Source organism: Tardiphaga sp. OK245 (assembly GCF_900108575.1).
Lineage (GTDB): Bacteria > Pseudomonadota > Alphaproteobacteria > Rhizobiales > Xanthobacteraceae > Tardiphaga > Tardiphaga robiniae.
On sequence record NZ_FNWZ01000009.1, the window covers coordinates 1 to 22,198 of the forward strand.

At 60.8% G+C, this 22,198-nt stretch carries 28 protein-coding genes; 13 read left to right on the plus strand and 15 right to left on the minus strand.

Annotation, left to right across the window (positions count from 1 at the left end; translation table 11 throughout):
* Positions 1 to 211 (plus strand): hypothetical protein (locus BLW80_RS30655; RefSeq protein ID WP_210185362.1); only part of this gene is annotated, 211 nt, incomplete at its 5' end.
* Between the two features lie 459 nt (positions 212 to 670).
* On the opposite strand, the gene BLW80_RS28980 is transcribed toward BLW80_RS30655, so the two are convergent.
* Positions 671 to 1,378: a hypothetical protein gene (locus BLW80_RS28980; protein WP_093762013.1), complete on the minus strand. Its 708-nt coding sequence runs from the start codon at positions 1,376 to 1,378 to the stop codon at positions 671 to 673.
* Positions 1,379 to 1,607: 229 nt separating this feature from the next.
* On the opposite strand from BLW80_RS28980, the gene BLW80_RS28985 reads away from it, so the two are divergent.
* Positions 1,608 to 1,937 carry a DUF6949 family protein gene (locus tag BLW80_RS28985; RefSeq protein WP_093762015.1) on the plus strand — a complete coding sequence of 110 codons (330 nt, stop codon included), beginning with the start codon at positions 1,608 to 1,610 and terminating at the stop codon, positions 1,935 to 1,937.
* A gap of 48 nt (positions 1,938 to 1,985) precedes the next feature.
* Positions 1,986 to 2,516, plus strand: coding sequence for a gamma carbonic anhydrase family protein (locus BLW80_RS28990; RefSeq protein WP_089264916.1), 531 nt, complete (start codon positions 1,986 to 1,988; stop codon positions 2,514 to 2,516).
* A 124-nt stretch (positions 2,517 to 2,640) separates the two neighbouring features.
* On the opposite strand, the gene BLW80_RS30560 is transcribed toward BLW80_RS28990, so the two are convergent.
* From BLW80_RS30560 to BLW80_RS29000, 3 genes are read right to left on the minus strand one after another with little or no spacing between them, the layout of a single operon-like run.
* On the minus strand, positions 2,641 to 2,814 hold the full coding sequence (locus tag BLW80_RS30560; protein ID WP_170849843.1) for a hypothetical protein: 174 nt from the start codon (positions 2,812 to 2,814) through the stop codon (positions 2,641 to 2,643).
* The gene (locus BLW80_RS28995; RefSeq protein ID WP_093762017.1) at positions 2,783 to 3,061 is read right to left on the minus strand and encodes a hypothetical protein; all 279 of its coding nucleotides are present in this window, start codon (positions 3,059 to 3,061) and stop codon (positions 2,783 to 2,785) included. The genes BLW80_RS30560 and BLW80_RS28995 overlap by 32 nt, the downstream gene beginning before the upstream one ends.
* 8 nt (positions 3,062 to 3,069) lie before the next feature.
* Positions 3,070 to 3,351 carry a hypothetical protein gene (locus BLW80_RS29000; protein WP_093762019.1) on the minus strand — a complete coding sequence of 94 codons (282 nt, stop codon included), beginning with the start codon at positions 3,349 to 3,351 and terminating at the stop codon, positions 3,070 to 3,072.
* A gap of 109 nt (positions 3,352 to 3,460) precedes the next feature.
* Between BLW80_RS29000 and BLW80_RS29005 the strand changes: the two genes are divergently transcribed.
* The 3 genes from BLW80_RS29005 (at position 3,461) to BLW80_RS29015 (ending at position 4,589) form a co-directional block, all read left to right on the plus strand.
* Positions 3,461 to 3,757, plus strand: a complete 297-nt coding sequence (locus tag BLW80_RS29005; protein WP_093762021.1) for a hypothetical protein — start codon at positions 3,461 to 3,463, stop codon at positions 3,755 to 3,757.
* A 155-nt stretch (positions 3,758 to 3,912) separates the two neighbouring features.
* Positions 3,913 to 4,284 (plus strand): hypothetical protein, encoded by a 372-nt coding sequence (locus BLW80_RS29010; RefSeq protein ID WP_089264912.1) that lies wholly within the window; start codon positions 3,913 to 3,915, stop codon positions 4,282 to 4,284.
* Positions 4,285 to 4,349: 65 nt separating this feature from the next.
* On the plus strand, positions 4,350 to 4,589 hold the full coding sequence (locus tag BLW80_RS29015; protein WP_093762023.1) for a hypothetical protein: 240 nt from the start codon (positions 4,350 to 4,352) through the stop codon (positions 4,587 to 4,589).
* 249 nt (positions 4,590 to 4,838) lie between these two features.
* Here BLW80_RS29015 and BLW80_RS29020 read toward each other — a convergent pair whose 3' ends face one another.
* From BLW80_RS29020 to BLW80_RS29030, 3 genes are all read right to left on the minus strand, one after another.
* Entirely contained in the window at positions 4,839 to 5,462 is a 624-nt protein-coding gene (locus tag BLW80_RS29020; protein WP_093762025.1) for a transglutaminase-like cysteine peptidase, read from the minus strand.
* A 331-nt stretch (positions 5,463 to 5,793) separates the two neighbouring features.
* The gene (locus BLW80_RS29025) at positions 5,794 to 6,408 is read right to left on the minus strand and encodes a PilZ domain-containing protein (RefSeq protein WP_093762168.1); all 615 of its coding nucleotides are present in this window, start codon (positions 6,406 to 6,408) and stop codon (positions 5,794 to 5,796) included.
* A 149-nt stretch (positions 6,409 to 6,557) separates the two neighbouring features.
* Positions 6,558 to 7,115 carry a PAS domain-containing protein gene (locus BLW80_RS29030; RefSeq protein WP_093762027.1) on the minus strand — a complete coding sequence of 186 codons (558 nt, stop codon included), beginning with the start codon at positions 7,113 to 7,115 and terminating at the stop codon, positions 6,558 to 6,560.
* Positions 7,116 to 7,703: 588 nt separating this feature from the next.
* Here BLW80_RS29030 and BLW80_RS29035 point away from each other — a divergent pair.
* Positions 7,704 to 8,477: a rhomboid family intramembrane serine protease gene (locus BLW80_RS29035; RefSeq protein ID WP_231080204.1), complete on the plus strand. Its 774-nt coding sequence runs from the start codon at positions 7,704 to 7,706 to the stop codon at positions 8,475 to 8,477.
* Between the two features lie 237 nt (positions 8,478 to 8,714).
* A complete protein-coding gene (locus BLW80_RS29040) occupies positions 8,715 to 9,143 on the plus strand; it encodes a CBS domain-containing protein (RefSeq protein ID WP_093762031.1) in 429 nt (142 codons plus the stop codon).
* Between the two features lie 11 nt (positions 9,144 to 9,154).
* On the opposite strand, the gene BLW80_RS29045 is transcribed toward BLW80_RS29040, so the two are convergent.
* A complete protein-coding gene (locus BLW80_RS29045; RefSeq protein ID WP_170849844.1) occupies positions 9,155 to 10,207 on the minus strand; it encodes a patatin-like phospholipase family protein in 1,053 nt (350 codons plus the stop codon).
* Between the two features lie 226 nt (positions 10,208 to 10,433).
* Between BLW80_RS29045 and BLW80_RS29050 the strand changes: the two genes are divergently transcribed.
* Positions 10,434 to 11,504, plus strand: a complete 1,071-nt coding sequence (locus tag BLW80_RS29050; RefSeq protein ID WP_439072266.1) for an RgsD C-terminal domain-containing protein — start codon at positions 10,434 to 10,436, stop codon at positions 11,502 to 11,504.
* Positions 11,505 to 11,743: 239 nt separating this feature from the next.
* Positions 11,744 to 14,212 (plus strand): putative bifunctional diguanylate cyclase/phosphodiesterase, encoded by a 2,469-nt coding sequence (locus BLW80_RS29055; protein ID WP_093762033.1) that lies wholly within the window; start codon positions 11,744 to 11,746, stop codon positions 14,210 to 14,212.
* A gap of 7 nt (positions 14,213 to 14,219) precedes the next feature.
* Here the strand turns inward: BLW80_RS29055 and BLW80_RS29060 are convergent, their stop codons facing one another.
* From BLW80_RS29060 to thrS, 3 genes are all read right to left on the minus strand, one after another.
* Entirely contained in the window at positions 14,220 to 14,786 is a 567-nt protein-coding gene (locus BLW80_RS29060) for a nitroreductase family protein (RefSeq protein WP_093762034.1), read from the minus strand.
* A gap of 124 nt (positions 14,787 to 14,910) precedes the next feature.
* Positions 14,911 to 15,123: a hypothetical protein gene (locus BLW80_RS29065; protein ID WP_093762036.1), complete on the minus strand. Its 213-nt coding sequence runs from the start codon at positions 15,121 to 15,123 to the stop codon at positions 14,911 to 14,913.
* Between the two features lie 4 nt (positions 15,124 to 15,127).
* Positions 15,128 to 17,161, minus strand: coding sequence for a threonine--tRNA ligase (thrS, locus tag BLW80_RS29070; protein WP_093762038.1), 2,034 nt, complete (start codon positions 17,159 to 17,161; stop codon positions 15,128 to 15,130).
* 197 nt (positions 17,162 to 17,358) lie between these two features.
* Here thrS and BLW80_RS29075 point away from each other — a divergent pair, with 197 nt between their 5' ends.
* Complete coding sequence (locus tag BLW80_RS29075) at positions 17,359 to 18,483, plus strand: MFS transporter (RefSeq protein WP_093762040.1); 1,125 nt, start codon at positions 17,359 to 17,361, stop codon at positions 18,481 to 18,483.
* Here BLW80_RS29075 and BLW80_RS29080 read toward each other — a convergent pair.
* Positions 18,480 to 18,806 carry a GrlR family regulatory protein gene (locus BLW80_RS29080; protein WP_093762042.1) on the minus strand — a complete coding sequence of 109 codons (327 nt, stop codon included), beginning with the start codon at positions 18,804 to 18,806 and terminating at the stop codon, positions 18,480 to 18,482. The genes BLW80_RS29075 and BLW80_RS29080 overlap by 4 nt on opposite strands.
* A gap of 139 nt (positions 18,807 to 18,945) precedes the next feature.
* Between BLW80_RS29080 and BLW80_RS29085 the strand changes: the two genes are divergently transcribed.
* On the plus strand, positions 18,946 to 19,380 hold the full coding sequence (locus BLW80_RS29085) for a DUF3574 domain-containing protein (protein ID WP_244528491.1): 435 nt from the start codon (positions 18,946 to 18,948) through the stop codon (positions 19,378 to 19,380).
* Here the strand turns inward: BLW80_RS29085 and yidD are convergent.
* Positions 19,377 to 19,715: a membrane protein insertion efficiency factor YidD gene (gene yidD / locus BLW80_RS29090; protein WP_093762046.1), complete on the minus strand. Its 339-nt coding sequence runs from the start codon at positions 19,713 to 19,715 to the stop codon at positions 19,377 to 19,379. The two genes, BLW80_RS29085 and yidD, sit on opposite strands and share 4 nt — an antisense overlap.
* 237 nt (positions 19,716 to 19,952) lie before the next feature.
* Between yidD and BLW80_RS29095 the strand changes: the two genes are divergently transcribed.
* Positions 19,953 to 20,891, plus strand: coding sequence for a COG3904 family protein (locus BLW80_RS29095; protein ID WP_244528500.1), 939 nt, complete (start codon positions 19,953 to 19,955; stop codon positions 20,889 to 20,891).
* 11 nt (positions 20,892 to 20,902) lie between these two features.
* Here BLW80_RS29095 and BLW80_RS29100 read toward each other — a convergent pair whose 3' ends face one another.
* Together BLW80_RS29100 and BLW80_RS29105 are read right to left on the minus strand one after the other, a co-directional pair.
* Positions 20,903 to 21,367, minus strand: a complete 465-nt coding sequence (locus BLW80_RS29100) for an iron-sulfur cluster assembly scaffold protein (protein WP_093762048.1) — start codon at positions 21,365 to 21,367, stop codon at positions 20,903 to 20,905.
* A 255-nt stretch (positions 21,368 to 21,622) separates the two neighbouring features.
* Positions 21,623 to 22,153, minus strand: coding sequence for a hypothetical protein (locus BLW80_RS29105; RefSeq protein ID WP_093762174.1), 531 nt, complete (start codon positions 22,151 to 22,153; stop codon positions 21,623 to 21,625).
* Positions 22,154 to 22,198: the final 45 nt, after the last annotated feature.

Here is a 22,198-nt window from a genome sequence, read left to right on the forward strand (position 1 = left end):
GGCCGATCTTCGGATAGACAAACCCCTGGACAGTGTGACGGACGACCAAGTCAAAACGCGTTCGGCCAAGTGCTTTGCGGCTACCCTGTCCCTCCGCCCTGGGACATTAATTTTGGTGATGGGACCGTTCGCCATGGCAGATGTGCAAGCAACCGAAAAAACACCGCAGGCGGAACGTCGGGCACTTGCTCGGCGCCTCCGAAAGTCCTGATGCACACTACTCTGCGGAAGACCGCATTCGCATCAGGCCCAAGGGTGCAACGGGCACCCGGCGTTCCGCACGCCCTCTCACAGGGGGCAGGGAATGCAAAGACGACGGCGCCCCCGCGCCGCAAACAATGGGGGCGATGACGCATGTCTGAAGAACAGTGGCTGTTTGATAGTTGAATCTGTGATGGCGCGATGAAGGCGCCGCCCCCACAGGTGTCATCCCCGGGCTTGACCCGGGGATCCAGCTTGGCCCGCACACCGTCGCACAAGACAAGGTGGATGGCCGGGTCAAGCCCGGCCATGACGTGGGGAGAGGCCTGGGATTATTGCGAAGCTCGCTTCGCGCTATCCGGCCGATGACGACGGAGAGGGTTACGCAAGATCGTGGGATGAGCGAGCGCAGGCGCATCGCGCTGACGCTCACCCCATCCTACGATCAGCGTAATCACGACGAGGGCGTTTACCGCAGCCCGCTGAGCTGCATCGTCAGTCGATCCATCGCATTGCCCACGTCGCGCCATTGCGCAAGCCAGCTACGCGGAAAGCGGAAAATGAGATCGGCGCCGCCGATGCGGCGTTCGCTCATGCACATGCCTTCCGTGGCACCGTCGCGCGTGCAGCGCGCCAGCAGCGCCGGCGTTGTGCCGAGAAACAGATCTTCATTGCTGTAGGGCGAGTTGTCGCGGAATGGTTGCGTGGTCAAGCCGTCTTCGCTTGATGTCGCACGGTCGATATAGCGCGGATAGATCGTGCGCAAGCGGGTGTCCGGCGAGGTTGCATCGTGATGCGCCGAGATCGAGACGAAGATGCGATCGATCGGCTGTGCGTTCTCATCGAAATTCTCGACGCTGACATGCCTCGGCAGGTTGCTCGCTTCGAGCGAGGGATAGACATAGCTCAGATCGACGCGTTCCTGCGGCCCTGAATGTTTCTGCACCTTACGGCGAAACGCATGGGTCGGGACGTTGAACAGTGTGGCGCCCACGCTCACCGGGATGCGGTCGGGATCGCCGGGCTTCTGGCTCTGCCAGGTCGGCCACAACAGATAGGCCACCACTGCGATAGCGGGGGCTGCAAGCGCTGCACCGATCAGCATCGGTACGACGTGGTTGCGGCGGTGGCGGCGCCGCGGCCGCGTCGTCGGGTGGGTCGGAAACAGCAGAGACATGCGCACGCTAAATTGGAACTGGGACGGTGTACCGGGTGGGCGAATCAACCGCGAATATGCCAGCCGATGGTTAACGGCCTCGCGCACCTCGCCGCAGGCGGTATCCGGGAGCCATGCACCGCGCGCGGTTCCCGACCGTGCCGTTAACCCTTTATTAACGTTATGCTGGCGGGGAGCCTCGCGTTTTGCGATGCAGGGCGGTGTTTGTATGTGCCGTGAAAGAGCTTCGATGTCCCCCGATGCGTTGAATTCATTCTTCCAGCTATGCATTGGCTTCGCGCTCGCAGGCGCCATTGCAAGCGCCTATCAGGCATTTGCCAAACGTCCCCCGAGCTTCAGCCTGCTGCAGCAGGGGCCGTCCCCTGAAGCCTTCGCAGCCGTGCCGCTGCTGGTCTTCACGGCGCCTTTCATCATCATGCGCAACACGCTCCGAAACGGTGCAGCCGAGCAGCATCGCATTCAGTTCGTGATGATCGCGACGGTGCTGTCGGGCATCTGGAGCCTGATGTCGGGCACCTTGATCGTGATGACCCTGGAAGCGCTGGGCATACTGGCCTAAGCGCAAGAATCCGTGGCAGTGTCTCCCGCAAAGGGAGACCACTAAATCATGGCAATCTACGAACTCGACGGGCAGGGACCGGATCTTCCGGCTAGCGGAAATTACTTCATCGCCGACACGGCCGATGTGATCGGCAAGATTCGTTTGCTGGAGCAGGCGAGTGTCTGGTTCGGCGCGGTGCTGCGCGGCGACAACGAATGGATCGAGATCGGTGAAGGCTCCAATGTGCAGGACAACTGCACGTGCCATACCGACAAGGGCTTTCCCCTGACCATCGGCAAGAACTGCACCGTCGGCCACAATGTCATCCTGCACGGCTGCACGATTGAAGACGGCGCGCTGATCGGCATGGGCTCGATCGTGATGAACGGCGCAAAAATTGGCAAGAACAGCATCGTGGGCGCCGGCTCGGTGATCACCGAGGGCAAGGAATTTCCGGAGAATTCGCTGATCATCGGATCGCCGGCGCGCGTCATTCGCACGCTGTCGCCGGAGCAGGTGACGGCGATGGGCAGCGCCGCGCGATTCTATGCGGCGAACGGCCCGCGCTTTCAGAAAGGTCTCAAGAAGATCGGCTAGAGCGTTTTCGAGCGAACCGGGGACCGGTTTGCATCAAGAAAACGCGTCTCAACAAAAAGCCAGAGCCTCGGTTCTGTTTCTATCAGAACCGAAAAGGCTCTAGACGTGATCGTGCTGCGCGCGATCACGTCCCTTCGGACTCATTGGCTTCTGTTTCGCCGGCCACGCGCTCGTGGCCGGCGCTCCATAGCGAATGCTCCTCGGTGCCGTCCTGATAGGGATTGGCCTCGGCAGGAATGCCCTCGCTGGCGGCACGCTCGCCTTCCTCAAATGGATCTTTTTGCGGATCGTTTGGCATGGGCCTTCTTCCTTGCTGGACGTGACGAGGCGGGGCGCATCGCAGTGTTGCGGCTTGATGCGGATGATGGACCGGCGGCTTTCACGCTCTTGCGGAGTGCATCCTTGAGATCGATCGGAACGCCGTGCTTCTTCAGGAGGTCGGCGAAGGCTTCATCCGCAAGTTCTTGCGTCGTCGCCATGCGGTCGCGACCGAGCTGGATGAGCTTGTCGAGGGTCTCGTCGTCGAAGTCGATCAGCTTGCGCATGACATCTGCTAACTGAGGCCCGGCTTGCGCCAGCGCGATCGCTTGCGCGTCGGGTCGAATACTTTCTCCTGATGGCGATGCAGTGCCTGTGCAACGCCGAGCCGCGCGAAACTGATGGGGCCGCCGTAGTCGGCCGCCTCGATCAGGCAATGCATCGCGGTCTGCCACTCCTTTGCATCGTGTTCAGATGGTGACAGCTGTGTGATGTAAGCGCCGGCGTCGCGCAGCGACACCAGCGTGTTGCCGTCGGGCAATTCGATCGGTTCGCGAAACGGCTTGTCCCAGGACACGCAGGCTTCTCCTCGGCAATGTCAGGGGATTCAAGCCGCCGGCTCCAAATTCGTTCCCGCAACGGAACCCGTTTCCGCTGGTCTCGTTGAACGCCAAAGGAGATTTCCAATGGCGCATTCCTCGAAACTCATCGCGACTGTAACGGCTACCGTCCTGTTGTCTGCAGTCGCGGCGTTCGCCCAATCCGGCAGTGCAGGTGGCGGCGCGGCGGGCGGCGCTGCGGGCACCAATAGTGCAGGCACGGCGAATGCGAGTGGTGGACGCGCCGCGACCGGGATCACGGCAGGCGCGAGCGGGACCGGACAGGCGTCGCCGGATGGCAAGCCGGCGACAGGCGATGCAGCGGTCGATGCGCAGGATCGTGCCGTCGATCGCAAGGTGAAGAGCATCTGCAAGGGGTGCTAGCGCAACGTTGCGCGACAGGCTTTCAGCAACACACCGTAACCGACAGTCGCGAACAAGTGACGGCTATTGATCGTCACACCGTGGCGGTTCACGAACGAAAGAGCTACCTATCTGACAGGGGCGCGCTGTGAGTGACCCGTGACGGAGTGTAGTTGATGTTACGCAAATTGGTGTTTGGTCTGTTGACCCTTGCCGCAGTCGCGCTGGTCGCGCCGACAGCCGCATCGGCGCGCGGTGGCGGCGGGCATGGTGGCGGCGGATTCCACGGCGGTGGATTCCATGGTGGTGGTGGCTGGCATGGCGGCGGCTTCGGCCGTGGATTTCGCGGTGCTGGAATAGGATTGGGATTTGGCCTCGCCGGCGCCGGTCTTTATGGCGGCTACTACGGCTACGGCCCCTATGCGTATTACGGTGGGTACCCCTACGCTTATGGCGGTTATGATGACGAAGGCGGATGTTACATAACGCGTAAGCGCGTACGGACACCGGCTGGATATCGGGTGCGTCGTGTCGAGGTTTGTGACTGATTGGCCTTGAGCGACGCCACCTGATTACCTCGTCGACTCCAGCATAGCTGTGCTGGAGCCACATCATGGCTGGTCAGATTGTCTGGTACGCGTTTTGCAAAATCGAAACGATGACCATGAACCTCGACATTGCCAATCTCACGCTGCTGTTTGTCACCACCGTCTTTGCGCTGGTGATGGCTTTCGTCTGGATGTTCTGTGAGTTCGAACGCCGGTTCGGAAAGCGGTTGACAGCGATTGCACTCGTGCGCTTCGGCTATCGGCCCGACGGCACCATCGACCGAAACGCAAATCGCCGCGACTAGCGCGGCGATTTTCTTGTCTGTTCGTGTTTCTTGGACGTCAGTCCGGGATCAGCCAGGCACTTTGTAGTTCGTCAGCCAAGCCTGCATCCGTTTCCACCCATTGTCGGCCGCTTCCTGTCGGAAGCTGCGCGAGCATCACCCCCAAAAAGTTGCGGCCGAACCTTGGGGGAGGTTCGGCCGCGCGCGATCCGGTCTGGGACGGGGAGGGGTGGGGATGTGACCGGGTCGCGTGTCTCGAATTCGTGTTGTTTAGCGATCCCGCGCGCTGGCCGTAGCCACTGCAGGACGGTTGTCGCCGAGCGAGACCCACACATTCGGATCGCTCTGTGACTGACGTTTGACGAAGCGGTAACCGGTCTCGGTCCAGGCGAGGACGTTCTCATTCTGGTTGTCCAGAACGTATTCGCCCTTGTCCGTCTTCACCGTGAGCACGGCGTGGCCTTCGCCCTTCTTGTCACGCACAACGGTGATCAGCAGCGCCTCACGTGGCCAGCCTGCTTCGATCAGCATCTTGCGCTTAAGGAGCACATAGTCTTCGCAGTCACCGTAACCATCTGATGGCAGCGACCACTTTTCGATCACGCCCCAATGATCCATGTCGGTCATTGGCTTGATGGTCTCGTTGACCCAGCGATTGACCCGCACTAGATCCTTCCACGCAGTCTGCGTGATGACGATGTCACGTGCTTGCGTCGCACCGCCGCGGCAGTCGGTCGGATTGTCTGAACAGAATTCGACCCAGCCGATCGGTGCGCGCGTGCTGTCGCCCAGGCTTGCGTAGAGTTTTTCGTTGCCGGCACGTGCCGACGAAGTCACTCCAAGAAGGACTGCTAAAACGGCCAGTCCGAAGTATCGCCCCTTGTTACCAAACATTGTGGCCCCCGTTTTCTTGTTGGGACCATGTTTCGCACAAAGGATTTTCGTCGCCGCTAAATCGCTCAAGTACAATTGAAGCGATTACAAGTAAAAGGCGCGGCGAATTCGAACTATACTTGAATCGAATGTGATTCAAATTTTAGCTAATTGTATTTGATTCAAATTTTACGCGTTAATGGCTTGAATGCTGCAATTCAGGAACTTGCGTGCGCAAAGCGGCGTGAAATTAACTCGTCGCGACCGCCTGCAGATGACGAGCAACGGTATCCGCTGACGCGTATAGCGCCTTCAGAGCATTGAAAAACGAGGATCGGGGACGTTCGGCCGTTTACCGGGCGTTGACGCTGTCTTCGAGCGTCTCCGCCAACTGCTCGTGGAAGAACTCCAGCGCGAAGCCTTCTTCGAGATGGCGGACCACACGGGACTGGATTCGGCCGAGCATGACAATCGAGTTCAGCGGGGGACGCTTCTCTGCCGCAATGGCGGCGCCGGACAGCGACAGGTCGATAATGCGGCCGTTCATCTGGACGCCATCCTCGAGCGTGAGGAGCACCATCGGGTTGCGCGGCACGATACGGTCGTGGCGGCGGTCTTCCGGCAGATTGAGAATGTCGCGGTTGGCCAGCCAGGTCAGCTGGGCTGCCAGCTTGTCGCGTTTGCGCGGTGTCGCACCCACGGTCATGGCGAAGCCGTTGTCGATGATCCGGGTGATTTTACCTTCGACGCGGCCGATATGGTCGAGATAGGCGATGACGCGGTCGCCCACATTGCCGATACCGGGACCGAGCAGCGCGAGGCCGCCGGGCGACATATTGATGACCTGGCACGGAAATTCGCGGCGATCCGGCAGCATATAGCGGCCAAGCAGGTGCACTTTCACCCGCTGAAAGCGACGGCGTTCTTCTGCAGACGGAAGAATCGATTTTGTTTGCGCGAACGCCATCAGTGTCGTGCCGGTCATGCTGGTCGAGTTTCGACCGACCCTACGGCCCGTAGGGTTAACGCCGCGTTAGCAAATACCGAACTGGCGCAACCAGTTGGCGTGATTATTCTGCGCGACACTTATAATGAGCAGCGTACTTAGAAGGCTGCTCAGCGCAGCCCTTCATAGACCATCAGGCCGCGGGCAACCTGCAGTTTGCGCAGGGCGCGCGGCGCAAAGCGCTGCGGCTGGTGCGCGAGATAGCGAAACGACGTCAGCTGGAATGCGCCGAGCCGGCCGCGGACTTCGTACATGGGTGCCAGCAGGCCGGTCAGGCTGATAGGGGAATGCGCGCGCGTCGCGAATGGCAGCAACAGCAGTTCTAGATGCGCCTTCTGACCGAATTCGGTCATTGCGGACACGCCAGCGACGGCGACGAGCTGCTCCTCGGATACGACGGTGATCATGTCCCGGATCTCGTCGCGACACTCGGGCGCGAACAGCAACGGAAACGGCTGGTTCTTCAGGTCCCGGCCGAGCAGGGCACAAACTCTTGTGCCGGCCACGCGGAACGGGAATTCGACGGGCTTATCATAAGACAGTACGAAAATGTCGCCCAGCAACTCGCGAACGGGGCCGGGTTCCAGCTCACTCCGATCGGGAGCGCGCGCAAAACCGCGTTTGTCGTCCCAATAGGCGAAGAACGCGCGGCTGGATGGATGTTTCATTCGCCTGATCCTGACCCGGCTTGCAGTGGATCGGGGACATTTCTGTCCCGAATCCATCCATCGCTCGCCGCTACATGTTGTGCAGATCAGTCATTGCAGCGTCCATGCCGCAGGCGCGTTTTCCACCGCGTTCGGGCGGGTATCCGCCGTTAAGGTTAAGTTTACTATGATTGTTAGGATCTCATTAACCGTCCGGTTTCCGAGCGGGTGGACCGGTTCGCCGTTAACTCTAAGTTAAGCATGCGCTTGGCAACGCGGGGATTGCCGGTAGTCTCCTGCTCACTCCAGAGCGGAGCGGACTGTCTCCAGCAGTTCGTGACGCGCTTCGATAAACAGGTGGCTGAAAACAGAATTGATCGTCACGCGGGGAGGGGTGGGGATGTCGGCTCGTCCGGCACACCGGGACATCCATCCGCGGGAAAAGATCAAGACGGACCCGGGAGAGCCTTTCTCAGAGGCTCTCCCTTTTTCTTTTCAAGCGGGTTTGCTGTCCTGCGGCGATCCTGAGCTTGCGCGGTACCGGCAAAGCCGACTATCTGGGGCATCGCTCGCCAGAGCCGCTGACAGGCCGTTATCCCCTTGGACACCTTGGATTCCCCCGCTCCCCCGCGCGAACCGATCCTGACCCTGCCGGGGGCGCTGACGGCCTATGTCGGGTTGCTTGCCGTGATCCACATTATCCGCATGTTGCTGCCGGTGGATCTGGAATACTGGACCATTGAGGTCTTCGGTTTCATTCCGAAGCGCTACGATCAGACGCTGCTGTCGATGCCGTTTCCCGGCGGCAATGGCGCCAAGGTATGGAGTTTCGTCACTTACTCCCTGCTGCACGCCAATCTCAGCCATATCGGCTTCAACGTGTTGTGGCTGCTGCCGTTCGGCAGCGCGCTGGCGCGGCGCTTCGGCGCGGTCCGCTTCTTCATCTTCATGGCGGTGACGGCTGTGGCTGGTGCCGCCGCGCATCTGGTTACCCATGAACACGCACTCGCACCGATGATCGGCGCCTCGGCTTCGGTCTCCGGCGCCATGGCCGCGGCCATCCGTTTTGCCTTCGTGCGCGGCAGCTTCCTGTCGTTCAACCGCGGCGATGCCGATGAAGCGGCACGTGTGCCGGCGCTTCCTTTGTTGCGTTCGTTGCGCGATCCGCGCGTGATCGGATTTCTGGCGGTCTGGTTCGGCGTCAATATCATCTTCGGTGTCGGCTCGATTGCGATCGGCGCGGAAGGGGCGAGCGTTGCGTGGCAGGCGCATATCGGCGGCTTCTTCGCCGGGCTGCTGCTGTTCTCGCTGTTCGATCCTATTCCGAGGTTGCAACGCACGGGTTCGCAAACATCGTCTCCGGACATCTCCGACCTGCATTAAGCGCGTACCGGCTTCTTGCGAGGCCGACGCATTTGATCCATCTTATGTATTCGACAGGTGACTCACGTTGGCAGGTTCGGCCCTTGAGGTCGATCCCGTTCCCGGCGCGAACGGTGTTTCAGTGCGATCACCACATCTGAACGACTGTTGAACTGCGCTGATACACTGCATCTGTCTGACGACCCTAGAATGAAAGACCGCGCCCGACAAAGGGCATGGTCGACTTAGGAGGCGACAATGACGGTACGTGCAATTCTCGATTCCAAAGGCCACCAGATCATCAGCGTCTCGCCGAACGATAAGGTCTCGTCGGTGGTGCAGATGCTGTCACAGCGAAGAATAGGTGCCGTGCTGGTGATGAGCCATCACCACATCGATGGTATCCTGTCTGAGCGTGATATCGTGCGGGTGATCGGAGAACGCGGCGCCTCGGCGCTGGATGAAGACGTGAGCGCCGTAATGACGCGCAAGGTCATTGGCTGCAAACCGGCCGATACGGTCGGTGCAATCATGGAAAAGATGACGACCGGAAAATTCAGGCATCTGCCCGTTATCGAGGACGAGAAGGTCGTTGGTCTGATCTCGATCGGTGACGTCGTCAAATTTCGCTTGCGCGAATTCGAGCGCGAACAGGAAGCGCTGCGCGAATATATTGCGACGGCCTGAGCCCGCCGCGCTCAACTCTGCGAAGTGGTCGGCTTCTGCGCCACGACGGGCGCAGGCGAGTTTGCCACTTCAGGGGCGAGGATTTCGATCGCTTCTTGAATGGACTCGACAGCGCGTTCTGCGGCACGCGCGCCGAGCGTGATCATTTCTTCGGCGCGGTGGAAATCGAACCAGCCGATGCGGCCAACGCGGGGGGCGATCAGGAGATCCGGCGGATCGCCGGCAAGGCGCGCGCGGGTGATGCGATCCTGCATGATGTTGAAGGCATCGACCATTACGGTAGAGATGCCCGGCCGTCCGCCGCCACCGAAGAATTCGCGTTTCATGGTGCGCTCGGCCGAGAAGAACTTGCTGAAACCGCGCTTGGGCTCTTCGACTTCGATGATGGGCTCGGCCATTTCAGGTCCCGTGCCATGGTCGAAAATCGTGGTCGAATGGCCAAACACGTCATTGCTGAGATTGGCTGCGATGACAATCTCAGCGCCCAGCGCGCGCGCCGCCGATACCGGCACCGGATTGACCAGCGCGCCGTCGACCAGCCAGCGATCGCCGACCAGAACCGGAGAGAAGATGCCCGGCAGCGCATAGGACGCGCGCATTGCATCGACCAGGCGACCATGAGTCAGCCAGATTTCATGGCCGGTGCGCACCTCGGTGGCGACGCTGGCGAATTTCAGCGGGAGATCTTCGATCAGTGTATGGCCCAGCGACGCTTCGAGCTGTGCGGCCAGCTTGTTGCCGCCGATCAGGCCTGAGCCGTTCAGGCGAATGTCGAGATAGCTGAGAATATTGCGGGGCTGCAGACTGCGCGCCCATTCCTCGAGCGTATCGAGGTGGCCGGCGGCGTAGGATCCGCCAACTACGGCACCGATCGAGGTGCCCACCACGACGTTCGGGACGATGCCATGGGCGAGCAAAGTGCGGAGGATCCCGATATGGGCGAAACCGCGCGCCGCACCGCCGCCCAGCGCCAGACCGATGATCGGACGTCGAACGCTTCCCAAACCAGGCTTGTCGCGACCGTTCGCGCCATTCTGGCCGCGCCCCATCAAAATCTCCAGCACACTAAGCTCCTCGACGCCGCCGATATTAAATGCAGCTGCGCCATCATTCCAGACGGTAGCTAATTCATGATTTATGTCGCGTTTGCGAGGTTTAGGCACCAAATGTGACTGCAGAGCGACCCGTTACCGCACGGTGCACCGGTTCCTGGGGGCCTCACGCGATTGTGGGTCTGGCGGCGAGACATCCGCGTCAAGGCTTGAATTTGTCGCGTTTTGGGTGAAAAGCATGACCATGACTGCACGGGGCCATGATTTGCGAACATCCGGCCGGAGCGGACGGCTGGCCATGGTGCTGGCCCTCGCTCTGCTGCAGGCTGTTGCCTTGCCCCGGATAGCGTCCGCACAGTTCTTTTCGGACCGCCCGGCACCGGTTCCGCCGGGCTCGATCCCGGATGTCCCATCGGGGCCGGCCATCAGCCTCGCGCCGCCGTCCGGTCCTGCTTCCACCCCCTTGTTGCCGGCGCCGTTGACCCAGCCTCCGGTCGCCAATGTCGCACCGCCCGTGCCATCGCCGGTCCAGGCTGCTCCAACGGGGCCCGCACAGGGCGTGCTGGCGCTGACGGCGCGCTATGGCAAGGATATGCCGGTCATCAATAGCGGGCTGGTCTGGCGGGTCTATTCGGATCGGCCGGACGAGACCGGTGCCTTCAAGCTGATCCGCGAGGATCGCGGTGCCACGCCCAATATCGTGCTACCGCCGGGCAGTTATGTGGTGCATGTGGCGCTCGGCCTTGTGAGCGCCGTTCGTCCGGTGACCATCAAGTCCGAGACCGATCGTGAAGCGTTCGTGCTGCCCGCAGGCGGATTGCGGATCGAGGGCCGCGTCGGCACCACGAAGATTCCGCAGAACCAGATCTCGTTCTCGATCTACAAGGGCAGCCAGTTCGAAGGCGGCGAGCGCACGCCGCTGCTGCCGAGCGTTCCCGCCGGCGATGTCGTGCTGCTGCAGGAAGGCACCTACTACATCATCTCGAATTATGGTGATGCCAATTCGGTGGTGCGCTCCGACATCCGCGTGCAAGCGAGCAAGCTCACCGACGTGACCATCACGCATCGTGCGGCAGTCATCACCATGAAGCTGGTGAGCGACAAGGGCGGCGAGGCCCTGGCCAACACCGCATGGTCGGTGATCACGCCGGCAGGCGACGTCATCAAGGAATCGATCGGCGCCTTCCCGCGCGTCACGCTTGCGGAAGGCGAATATCGCGCCATTGCAAAGAATGAAGGCAAGGTGTTCGAGCGCCCCTTCAACGTCGTGAACGGTGTCGACGGCGAGATCGAAGTCGTCGCGCGCTAACCGCTGCTCGCAAGCTACTCAACAATCTTCCAGAACAAAGATCTCGTTGCAGACAACACGCTTCAAACGCGAATGAATTGTCATGCGCGTGTCATGGTCCTGAATCGCCAACTAACCATCGTGCCAGTTTGTCGCGTTACAACACGTCGTTGCCGTCCGCGGCCGCGGAACGTTTACATGACGTTAATCCCCATAGCCCGAATAGCACGTATCGCTACAAGTGTTCCGAAGGGGATGTCGTGATCGCGGCCAGACAGTTATCCGGAAGCCCGGACGTCAAGTTGTTCGACGACATTCCCGCCTTGCAACGCAAATGGCGGGCGGCCGTTCGTCCCGGCCAGATTCTGCCCGGCTATGAAGAAGTGATGCTCGGCAGTCTTGGGCGGATGGCCGATCACATCGTCCTGCTGAAAGTCGAAGGTGAGACGCTCGAAGTGTCACGCAGCGGCCGCTATGTGCAACAGTGGTTGGGTGACGATCGCTGGGGCATTCCGCTCGACGTGCTGGCACCTGATTGCGTGCGTGCGCTAACGGAAGCCGCAAACTGCGCGTTGCAGGCCAACAGGCCGCATCTGATGGTGGCGCATTGCGTGCGTGACGGTCTCGTCCACACCTATGACATTCTGGCGCTGCCGACAGCGTCACGCTGGGGTGGCCGGTTGGTCGGCGTCTATGTCAACGAGCAGGGCACCCGTTACAATCTGGTCGATGCGATCTTCTCGTCGACGGACGAAGGCATCGTGTCGCTTGCGGCAATCCGGGATTCCGCAAGCCAGGCTTTTGACTTCCAGATCGTGCATCATAATCAAGGCGCTTCGCGCCTGCTGAAAGTATCACCCGCCGACCTTCAGTGGCGCAAGCTGAGTGCAGGCGGTCACGCATTGTCGCTGCCGAGCGTGACGAAATGGCTGCTGTCCATGATCGCCAATGGCCAGAGCGGTCAGCTCGAAATCGACAGCGATGATCGCAACCTTCGGCTCAGCGCCACCGCTTTTGGCGACTTGGTGTCGCTGACTGTGTCTGACGTCACCGACATTAAGCGCCGTGAGGCCTCGTTCCGGCTGCTGTTCGACAGCAATCCGATGCCGATGTGGGTGTTCGATGCCGAGACGATGGATTTTCTCAGCGTCAATGACGCGGCTGTCGCGCATTACGGATACGATCGCGCCACGTTCCTCCGCATGCAGCTCAAGGAAATCTGGCCGCGTGACGAGTGGGAGCTTCATACGCGCGCGTTAATGCAACTCGGAGATATCTATCAGTCGGATCGCAACTGGCGCCACCTGAAGGCCGATGGAAGCGAAATCGAGGTGCTGACCTATGGCCGCCGCGTGATGTTCGAAGGTCGCGACGGCTTCCTCGTGGCTGTCGTCGACATTACCGAGCGTCGCAAGGCCGAGGCGCGTGTGGCGCATATGGCGCATCACGATGCGCTGACGGATTTGCCGAATCGTGTTTTTTATCAGGAGCGTCTGGCCCAGGCGCTCGATCACGACGATCCGAGCAAGCATGTCGCGGTGCTGTGCATCGATCTCGACCTGTTCAAGAACGTGAATGACTCATTCGGTCATCCGATGGGCGATCGGCTGTTGAAGATGGTCGCCGCGCGAATGCGCGCCGAGGTCCGTGGCAACAATCTTGCGGCCCGGCTCGGCGGCGACGAGTTCGCTGTGGTGCTGGCCGCCGATATCACGCCCAACGAAGCCAACGATTTTGCCGCGCGGCTGATCGAGATCATCAGCGCGCCCTATGACATGAACGGCGTCGAGGTCGTGATCGGCGCCAGCATTGGTATCGCCATGTCACCGGGCGATGGCGATACCAGCGAAGAGCTGATGCGCAATGCCGACATGGCATTGTACCGGGCCAAGTCCGAAGGCGGCGGCGTGCATCGCTTCTTCGAGCGCGAGATGGATCGTCAGGCGCAGAAGCGCCGCGACATGGAGCTCGATCTGCGCAGCGCTTTCGCTGACGGTGACTTTGAATTGCATTACCAGCCGCTGGTCGATCTGGCCGCCGATCGCATCACCGGATTCGAGGCGCTGTTGCGCTGGAAACATCCCGACAAGGGCATGATCTCACCGGCCGATTTCATCCCGGTCGCCGAGGATATCGGCCTCATCGTCACGCTCGGCGAGTGGGTGCTGCGCAAGGCCTGCGCCGAAGCTGCCAAGTGGCCGGACGATATCAAGGTCGCGGTCAATCTCTCGCCAGTGCAGTTCCGCAGCCGCAACCTGGTGCAGGTCGTGGTCGCTGCGCTGGCCTATTCCGGACTGTCACCGCATCGCCTGGAGCTGGAAATTACCGAGTCGGTCTTTCTTGCGGAAACCGAGGCCAACCTGGCTATCCTGCATCAGTTGCGTGCGCTGGGCGTCCGCATCTCGATGGATGATTTCGGCACCGGCTATTCCAGCCTGAGCTATCTGCGGAGTTTTCCGTTCGACAAGATCAAGATCGACCGGTCTTTCGTGAAGGATCTGATCGAGCGGCCGGATTGCGTTGCTATCGTGCGCGCGATCTCGGGGCTCGGTCGCAGCATGAACATCACCACGACGGCTGAGGGCGTCGAAACGATCGATCAGCTGGACTGGCTGCGCGCGGAAGGCTGCAACGAGGTGCAGGGCTTTCTGTTCAGCCCTGCGAAGCCAGCATCGGAAATTGAGAACCTGCTGCGCCGGTTTGGCAGCCAGGCGTCCCAGGCCGCGTAAACCCGGTTCAGAACCGGGTCACGACGTCCTTGAGTTCTGGCCGCGGCCGGTCCTCGATCACCTTGTCGGGTTTGCCGCCGATATGGATGAAGCCGGCCAGTTTTTCATTGGCGGCGAGGCCGAGGCCTTCGAGTACGTCGCGGTCATAGGCCATCCAGCCGGTCAGCCAGTTGGCGCCATAACCCATGGCTGTAGCGGCCGACACAATATTCAAGCAGCTCGCGCCTGCGGACAGTTCCTGCTCCCATGGCGGAATCTTCGGATGCGGCTTGATGGTGCTCACGACGCCGATCACCAGCGGCGCTTCCGTCAGCTTGTGTTTCTGCGCCTCGATCTCCTCGACAGGTGCATCGGGATTCTTCCGTGCGAATACGGTGGCGATGACGTTGCCCGCGCGTTTGCGGGCGTCACCCTCGAAAATGATGAAGCGCCATGGCGCCAGCTTGCCGTGATCCGGCACGCGTGCCCCGATGGTCAGGATGGTTTCGAGTTCGGCGGATGAGGGGCCGGAGCCGGTCATTTCGCGCGGCTTGACGGAGCGGCGGGTCTTCAGGAAGTCGATGATGTCGGGCACGGGCAGTTCTCACAGATGAGGATGCGCAGAATTCGCAGGAATTGAATGACCGCTTACCACGCGAAAAGGCCCGCCACGAGGCGGGCCTTGCTGATTTAGACGGATTGTGACCGCGCGCATCCGCTTAGCTGACCGTTTTGTGCTCTGGCATCTTGGAGGCACGGTCCAGCAGATCACGGCCCAGATCCTCCAGCACGGCCCGCGAGGCCAGATAGAGGCTATGGCCACGCTCAGTCTCGAATGCCAGCGCGACCACGTCCGGCCGGTTGGGATCGGCGATCACCTGATAGGACCGAAGCGGATAGGCTTCGATCTCGATCTCTTCATCGTCGCTCATCGGCTCAGCCCTCTGCCAGTGCGCGCTTCACGTCGGGCGGTGTCGCCTCGTCGACCAGTGCGGCGAGGGCTTCCTCGAGCGAACTGACCTTCTGGCCGTCGCTGCCGAGGCGTCGCACCGAGACCTGGCCGGTTTCGGCTTCCTTCTTGCCGACGACGAGCAGAGCAGGGATCTTGGCCAGCGAGTGTTCGCGGACCTTGTAGTTGATTTTTTCGTTGCGCAGATCGATCTCGACGCGGAGGCCAGCCTTGCGCGCGGCCGCGGCGACGACCTTGGCGTATTCATCGCCTTCCGAGGTGATCGTGGTGACCACCACCTGCACCGGCGACAGCCAGAGCGGGAAGTTGCCGGCGAAGTGCTCGATCAGGATACCGATGAAGCGCTCCATCGAACCGCAGATCGCGCGATGCACCATCACCGGCGCCTTCTTCGATCCGTCGGCGTCGATATAGAACGCGCCGAAGCGTTCCGGCAGGTTGAAGTCGACCTGCGTGGTGCCACACTGCCAGTCACGGCCGATGGCGTCGCGCAGCACGTATTCGAACTTCGGTCCGTAGAACGCGCCTTCGCCGGGGCTGATCTCGGTCTTGATGCGACCGCCGGACTGGCTCTCGATCACCGACAGCACGGTGGCCATCACGCGCTCGGCGTGATCCCACATCTCGTCAGTGCCGACGCGCTTCTCCGGCCGCGTCGACAGCTTGACCACGATGTCGCCGAAGCCGAAGTCGGAATAGGTCGACAGGATCAGATCGTTGATCTTGAGGCATTCCTCGGCGAGCTGCTGCTCGGTACAGAACACATGGGCGTCGTCCTGGGTGAAGCCGCGCACGCGCATCAAGCCGTGCATGGCGCCCGACGGCTCATAGCGATGCACCACGCCAAACTCGGCAAGGCGCAGTGGCAGGTCGCGATAGCTCTTCAACCCGTGCTTGAAGATCTGCACATGGCCAGGGCAGTTCATCGGCTTCAGCGCAAACCAGCGCTTGTCCTCGGCTTCGTCGCCGGCCGACTGCGCCGCGAACATGTTCTCGCGGTACCATTCCCAGTGGCCCGAAGTCTCCCACAATACCTTGTCGAGGATCTGCGGCGCATTGACTTCGCTGTAGTCGCCATTGAGGCGGCGGCGCATATAGGCGATCAGCGCCTGGAAGATGGTCCAGCCCTTGGGATGCCAGAACACGACGCCCGGGCCTTCTTCCTGGAAGTGGAAGAGGTCGAGTTCGCGACCCAGTTTACGGTGGTCGCGCTTCTCCGCTTCCTCGATCTGTTTCAGATAAGCGTCGAGGTCTTCCTGCTTGGCGAAGGCCGTGCCGTAGATGCGCGTCAGCATCGGGTTGTTGCTGTCGCCGCGCCAATAGGCGCCGGCCACCTTCATCAGTTTGAAGGCGTTGCCGACCTTGCCGACCGACGTCATATGCGGGCCGCGGCACAGGTCGAACCAGTCGCCCTGGTAGTAGATCTTGATCGGCTCGTTGCCGGGAATGGCGTCGACCAGCTCGACCTTGAAGGCTTCGCCCTTGTCGCGGAATACCTGCTTGGTCTTCTCGCGGTCCCAGACGTCCTTGGTGAACGGTTTGTCGCGCGCGATGATCTCGCGCATCTTCTTCTCAATCGCGCCGAAGTCCTCGGGCGTGAATGGCTCGTTGCGGAAGAAGTCGTAATAGAAACCGTTCTCGATCACCGGACCGATGGTCACCTGGGTGCCCGGCCACAGCGTCTGCACGGCTTCGGCGAGCACATGCGCCGCGTCATGCCGGATCAGCTCCAGCGCGCGGGGGTCGTCGCGGTTGATGAAATCGATCTTGGCGTCGGCGTCGATCGGATCGGAGAGATCCGAGACGGTGCCGTCCAGCGCCATGGCGACGGTGCGCTTGGCCAGCGACGGCGAGATGCCCTTGGCGATCTCGAAACCGGTCGTGCCCTTCGCAAATTCGCGCTTGGCGCCGTCAGGGAATGTAACGGTGATATTGTTGGTTTCGGCGGGGGTGAGGTTGGCGAGGCCGAACTTGAATCCCGAGCCTTCATTCTCTGTCATGTCTTCTCTCCTGTGGCTCACTCCTGCACACGGGCGCAGGTAAGCGGACGAGCGGTATAGCAGCCGATTCGGGCGTTGCAACACCAGTCTGGCTGACCTGATTTGCACGCTTGGCTTGCAGGTTTGACTTGCATGCAGTTGCATCCATAAGATGCGATATCTTGACAGTTTCCCGCCCTTACGCCCCCACCGCACTCATGATCGGCAATTTCGTCACCGGCATTGGCCTGCTGGGGCCGACGGCGATGCTCGGTGAATTGTCGGCCGGCCTCGGCGTCACCATCCGCGAGGCAGGACTGCTCATCACCTTCGGCGCAGTGATGCTGTGCATCTGCTCACCGCTGATGTCGTGGCTGACCAGCCGGATCGAGCGGCGGCACATGTTGATCGGCGTCATCGCGGTCGTGGCCGTGTGCAATCTCGCTTCGGCCCTTGCGCCCAACTATGCGGTGCTGCTCGCTATCCGCCTGGTGATGTGCATCGCGGCGGCACCGTATACTCCGCAGGCGGCAGGCGTGGTCGGCATGCTGGTGCCGCCGGAGAAGCGGGGTAGCAGCGTCGCTTACGTCTTTCTCGGCTGGACCCTCGCCGCTGCGGTCGGTCTGCCGCTGGTGACGTTCATCGCCAGCCGCTTCGGCTGGCGCGAGGTCTATGGCTGCGTCGGCGTAATGAGTTGCATCAGTCTCGTGTTGCTGGTGTGGCGGATTCCGCGCGGGCTGTTCGGCGCCACTGTCGATCTCAGCACATGGTCGTCGCTGGCGCGCAATCGGCTCGTGCTGTTGTTGCTGTCGATCACCATGCTGCAGATCGCCGGGCAGTTCTCGATCTTCACCTTCATGGCGCCGCTGCTCGAACGTCTCGCGGGCGCAGGGCACGATGCAGCGGCATCCGTCTTCGCGATCTACGGCGTCTGCGGTTTTCTCGGCATCATGACGGCTACGCGGATCGTCGATAGCTGGGGGCCGCTGAGGACCTCCATTCTATCGACATCGCTGGTGTTGGCTGGCATGACGGTCTGGACACTCGGCGCAGGCCATCTGCCCGTGATGGCGCTCGGCGTCGCGATCTGGGGGCTCGGCTTCGGCGCCATCACGTCGATGCAGCAGGTCCGCTTGATCATGGCGGCACCATCGGCCGGAGCGGCGTCGGTCTCGCTCAATACATCGATGCTCTATGTCGGCCAGGCGATTGGATCGGGCATCGGTGGCGCGCTGTTCGCCGGCGGATACTTCCACGCGTCGGGGTTTGTCGCCATGGCTTTCCTGACGACGGCACTGGTGGCCATCGCGTTCAGCCGTAAAATGTCGGGACGTGTCGCTTAGTCGCAGATGCGGGTCAGTTGCGCCTTGAACGGCACGCCGGGCAATTGCAGCGCACTGCCTTCGAAATCGAGCAGGTCGCCATTGACGCGGCCGGTCAATGCCAGTGTGACACCTTCAAAGCCGAACACCGACTTGAAGCTCTGATCCGGGTTGTAGCGTTTCGATGACACCTTGACAGAGATAGTCTCGCCTCTGTTTTGATAGTTGCCCATGAAGGCGAAAGCGGAGTTGCCGCCGCGCAGCTTTCCGCCGATTGCATAGACGACGCCGGTCCCGGTGCCATGAATAGTATGAAAATGTACTTCGTATAGGCCGTCTTCCACCTGAGTGCCCCGGGCAGTGATGTTAAGTGAAGATGAATTTGGCGAGATGAAGTGGCGGCACCCTATGGTATCAAATGTTATTCAACAATCCCACCAGTAGGCATTTTGTAAAAATAGCTTTGATAATTTGAGGTTCGGTGTGCCGCGACATATCCGCCAACTGTTCTCCGCATGCCTTGCTACATTAACAGTCAGTGTGCTGATGAGCGGCTGTGCATGGCTGCCGCCGCAAGCGTGTCTGCCGCCGTCGCGCATCATGGTGTCTGCGGAGATGATCTTCGGCCGCAACATTGGCGATCGGCCTGGTATCAGCGAATCTGCATTTGCAAATTTCGTCGCAAGGGAAATCACGCCCCGCTTTCCCGATGGTCTCACCGTCATCGATGGAGACGGGCAGTGGCGCGACGGCGTGCGTCATGTTGATGTCCGCGAAAGGGCAAAGGTCGTTCTGATCACTTTCGCCGACGACGCTCAGAAACGTGCCGACCTAGTTGCCATCGCGGACAGCTATAAGCGGCAGTTCAGTCAGCAGTCCGTGCTCACGAAGGTCGGCAATGCCTGCGTAAGCTTCTAGTTTGCGCCGTCATTGACACCGCGCCAGCGCGCGTAGCGCCACGGTGTGTACCAACGGGCATCGGGCGACAGCTTGACCGGCACGTTGTCGATACCCGACGTGCCCCATGGCTGGCAGCGGAGCAGCCGGGCCAGTGTCATCCAGCCGCCGGCCCACAATCCGTAGCGCTCGATCGCTTCGTCGCCATAGACCGAGCAGGTCGGGAGATGACGGCAATTGTATCCGACCAGCGGAGACAGCGTGTGGCGGTATATCCAGATCATGCCGCGACCGGCATTGCGCGGCAGCCGTTGAATAGTACCGACGCAGTTCGGGCACATGGATGAATGTTTCATGGTCGGATTGCTATCAGATCAGCCGGGTTTTGCCCGGTTCCTTTGCATGGAACCCATCTACTTATGCATTGGAGACACACCTGCCAATTTATCGCATGCAGTGCAGCAAAAGTAACTGGACGCTGCGGCGAAGCCCGTTAGGTTTTCACGTAACGCCCGTGTGACAGAATCATGAGCGTTGTTTGGGGCCGTTGCCATTGCTCATGAGAGTGCGGGGAAGGAACCGACTTGGGACGTATGAGGTCGCTTCGATCAGGTAGTTCGGCGCTGTTTCGCGCCGCGGCCTTTTGTATCGTTCTTCCCGGACTCGCGGCGGGCCTGCTGGCTTCGGCCGCGTCCTCTGCCCAAGCTGCAGCCGTTCTCGAAGAACGCAAACTCCCGATGCGCTTCACCTGGGTGGCCTGCGAGCCGAATTGCCGTGGCTGGATCGGCGCGGTGGGGATTGTCACCGGCGACACCGTCAGGGATTTCGACGAGTTTTCCAAAGGCCGCGATCTGACTGACGCGACAGTGGTGCTGGATTCCAGCGGCGGCTCGGTCAATGACGCCATCACCATGGGCCGGCGCTGGCGCAAGCTTGGTCTGCGCACCACAGTCGGTATCACGGTCGACCTGCAATCATCCTCGGGCGTCATGAAGCCGGCGGTCGTGCCGCAGGCCTATTGCGAATCTATGTGCGTTTTTCTGCTGCTGGCGGGCAAGACCCGCTATGTGGCCGAGGAATCCCTGGTGCGCGTCCATCAGATCTGGATGGGCGACCGCGCCGACGACCCGAAGGCTGCGAGCTATACGGCAAATGATCTGATGATCGTCGAGCGAGATATCGGCCGTCTCGCCAAATACACCTTCGACATGGGAGGCACGGGCGATCTCTTGTCGTTGTCGCTCAGCGTGCCGCCGTGGGACGATCTACATCGGCTTACGGAAGCCGAGTTGAAGCTGACCAATCTGGTCACCAGCCATAGTGTTGGTGATGTGTTGCCCGAGCCTCGCGAGCAGCAGGCGCCGGTCGCATCACTGGTGCCGAAGTCGGTACAGGATCGTTTCGTGAGCGGGCCGGAGAATGAAAACACCCCGGTCGCTTCGGCGCCGGTCGTGTCTTCGACGAAGTCGACCAAGACGGCCGAGGCCTCGGTGCCGACTGGCGGCGTCGCATCGGCACCGTCAGGGAAATAGCCCCGCTAGCGTTATGCCGGCGTCGGCTGGCTGGCCTTGGCGTTTGACTTGGCTTCAATCTGCCCGATGGCGTCCACGACCGCATCGAATGTGAGAAGCGTCGAGGCGTGGCGCGCCTTGTAGTCGCGGACCGGTTCGAGCAGGGCGATATCTGCCCACTTTCCATCCGATGGCGGTGCGCCGTTTTCCTTCAGCATCTTGCGCACGGTCTCGCGCAGCGCACGCAATTCTTCGGCGGTCGAGCCCACCACATGACGCGCCATAATCGACGACGAGGCCTGGCCAAGCGCGCAAGCCTTCACGTCATGGGCGAAGTCGGTGACCACATCGGCATCCATCGTGAGGTCGATCTTGACGGTCGATCCGCAGAGCTTGGAATGGGCGGTGGCTGACGCATCGGGGGCAGGGAGGCGGCCCAGCCGGGGAATGTTACCGGCGAGCTCGATGATGCGCTTGTTATAGATGTCGTTCAGCATCTGGTTCGGACCTTAACTGTGCCATCGGTCACCGGGATCACGTCCTTGGCGCGCGAGGAACTGGACTCTATATAGCGTCCATTCCATGAAATAAAAGATCAGCAGTTTCAATGGTCTGTGAGCAGTTATGTTTTTGGTGATGCACGGATTTTGCACGTCGCAGCCGTCCCGTTCATGTAGGGACACTCTAGCGACCGCCCAACATCTTCAGAAAGAAGGCACGCCGATAGAGAATTCCGGATCCCTCTGCGCCGCTCAATCGCTTCCGCGACTGACGTCTCGCCGAGCCTGCGCACGCTTGTTCGCCTGCGACACACTTCCAATCCGCGAAGGAGGGATCTTGATATTCCGGCGCCGACTCGGGATGGACCGCATTCCTTCACCAGGGCGAAGATCATTCTGAGGTCGAGAGAATTGCTGTGCCCGTCGCAGGGCCAATGCGCGTCTGGCGGCCTCTCCGAGTTCCTTTTTTGCTTCGAAGTTCTGCAGGCGCTTTAGCTCCTTGCTAACGCGTTTTATAGCAGCGACGAAGACTTGCTTGCGCTGAGTTGCATGCTCTGCTGTTCCGGAAAAGCTGCTGCCCCTCGGTTCGGCTTTTCCTCTTGCTTCGCGCTGTCGCTGCCGCGCTAGGGTGTGCTCCTTGCCATGAAAATCCCGTAGCCTCGAACGAAGGATCTCCAGCTTGTCGCGCGTTAATTCGCCAATGGCGGGATGATGAGTAGCAAGAATGATTTCTTGCTCGTCGTGTTTCAGAATGCTGATTTCATACTTGCAGGATGCCGCCATCGCCTTTTCCTCCAACCAATGCCTGGGTTACGGATCGTTCGCGCT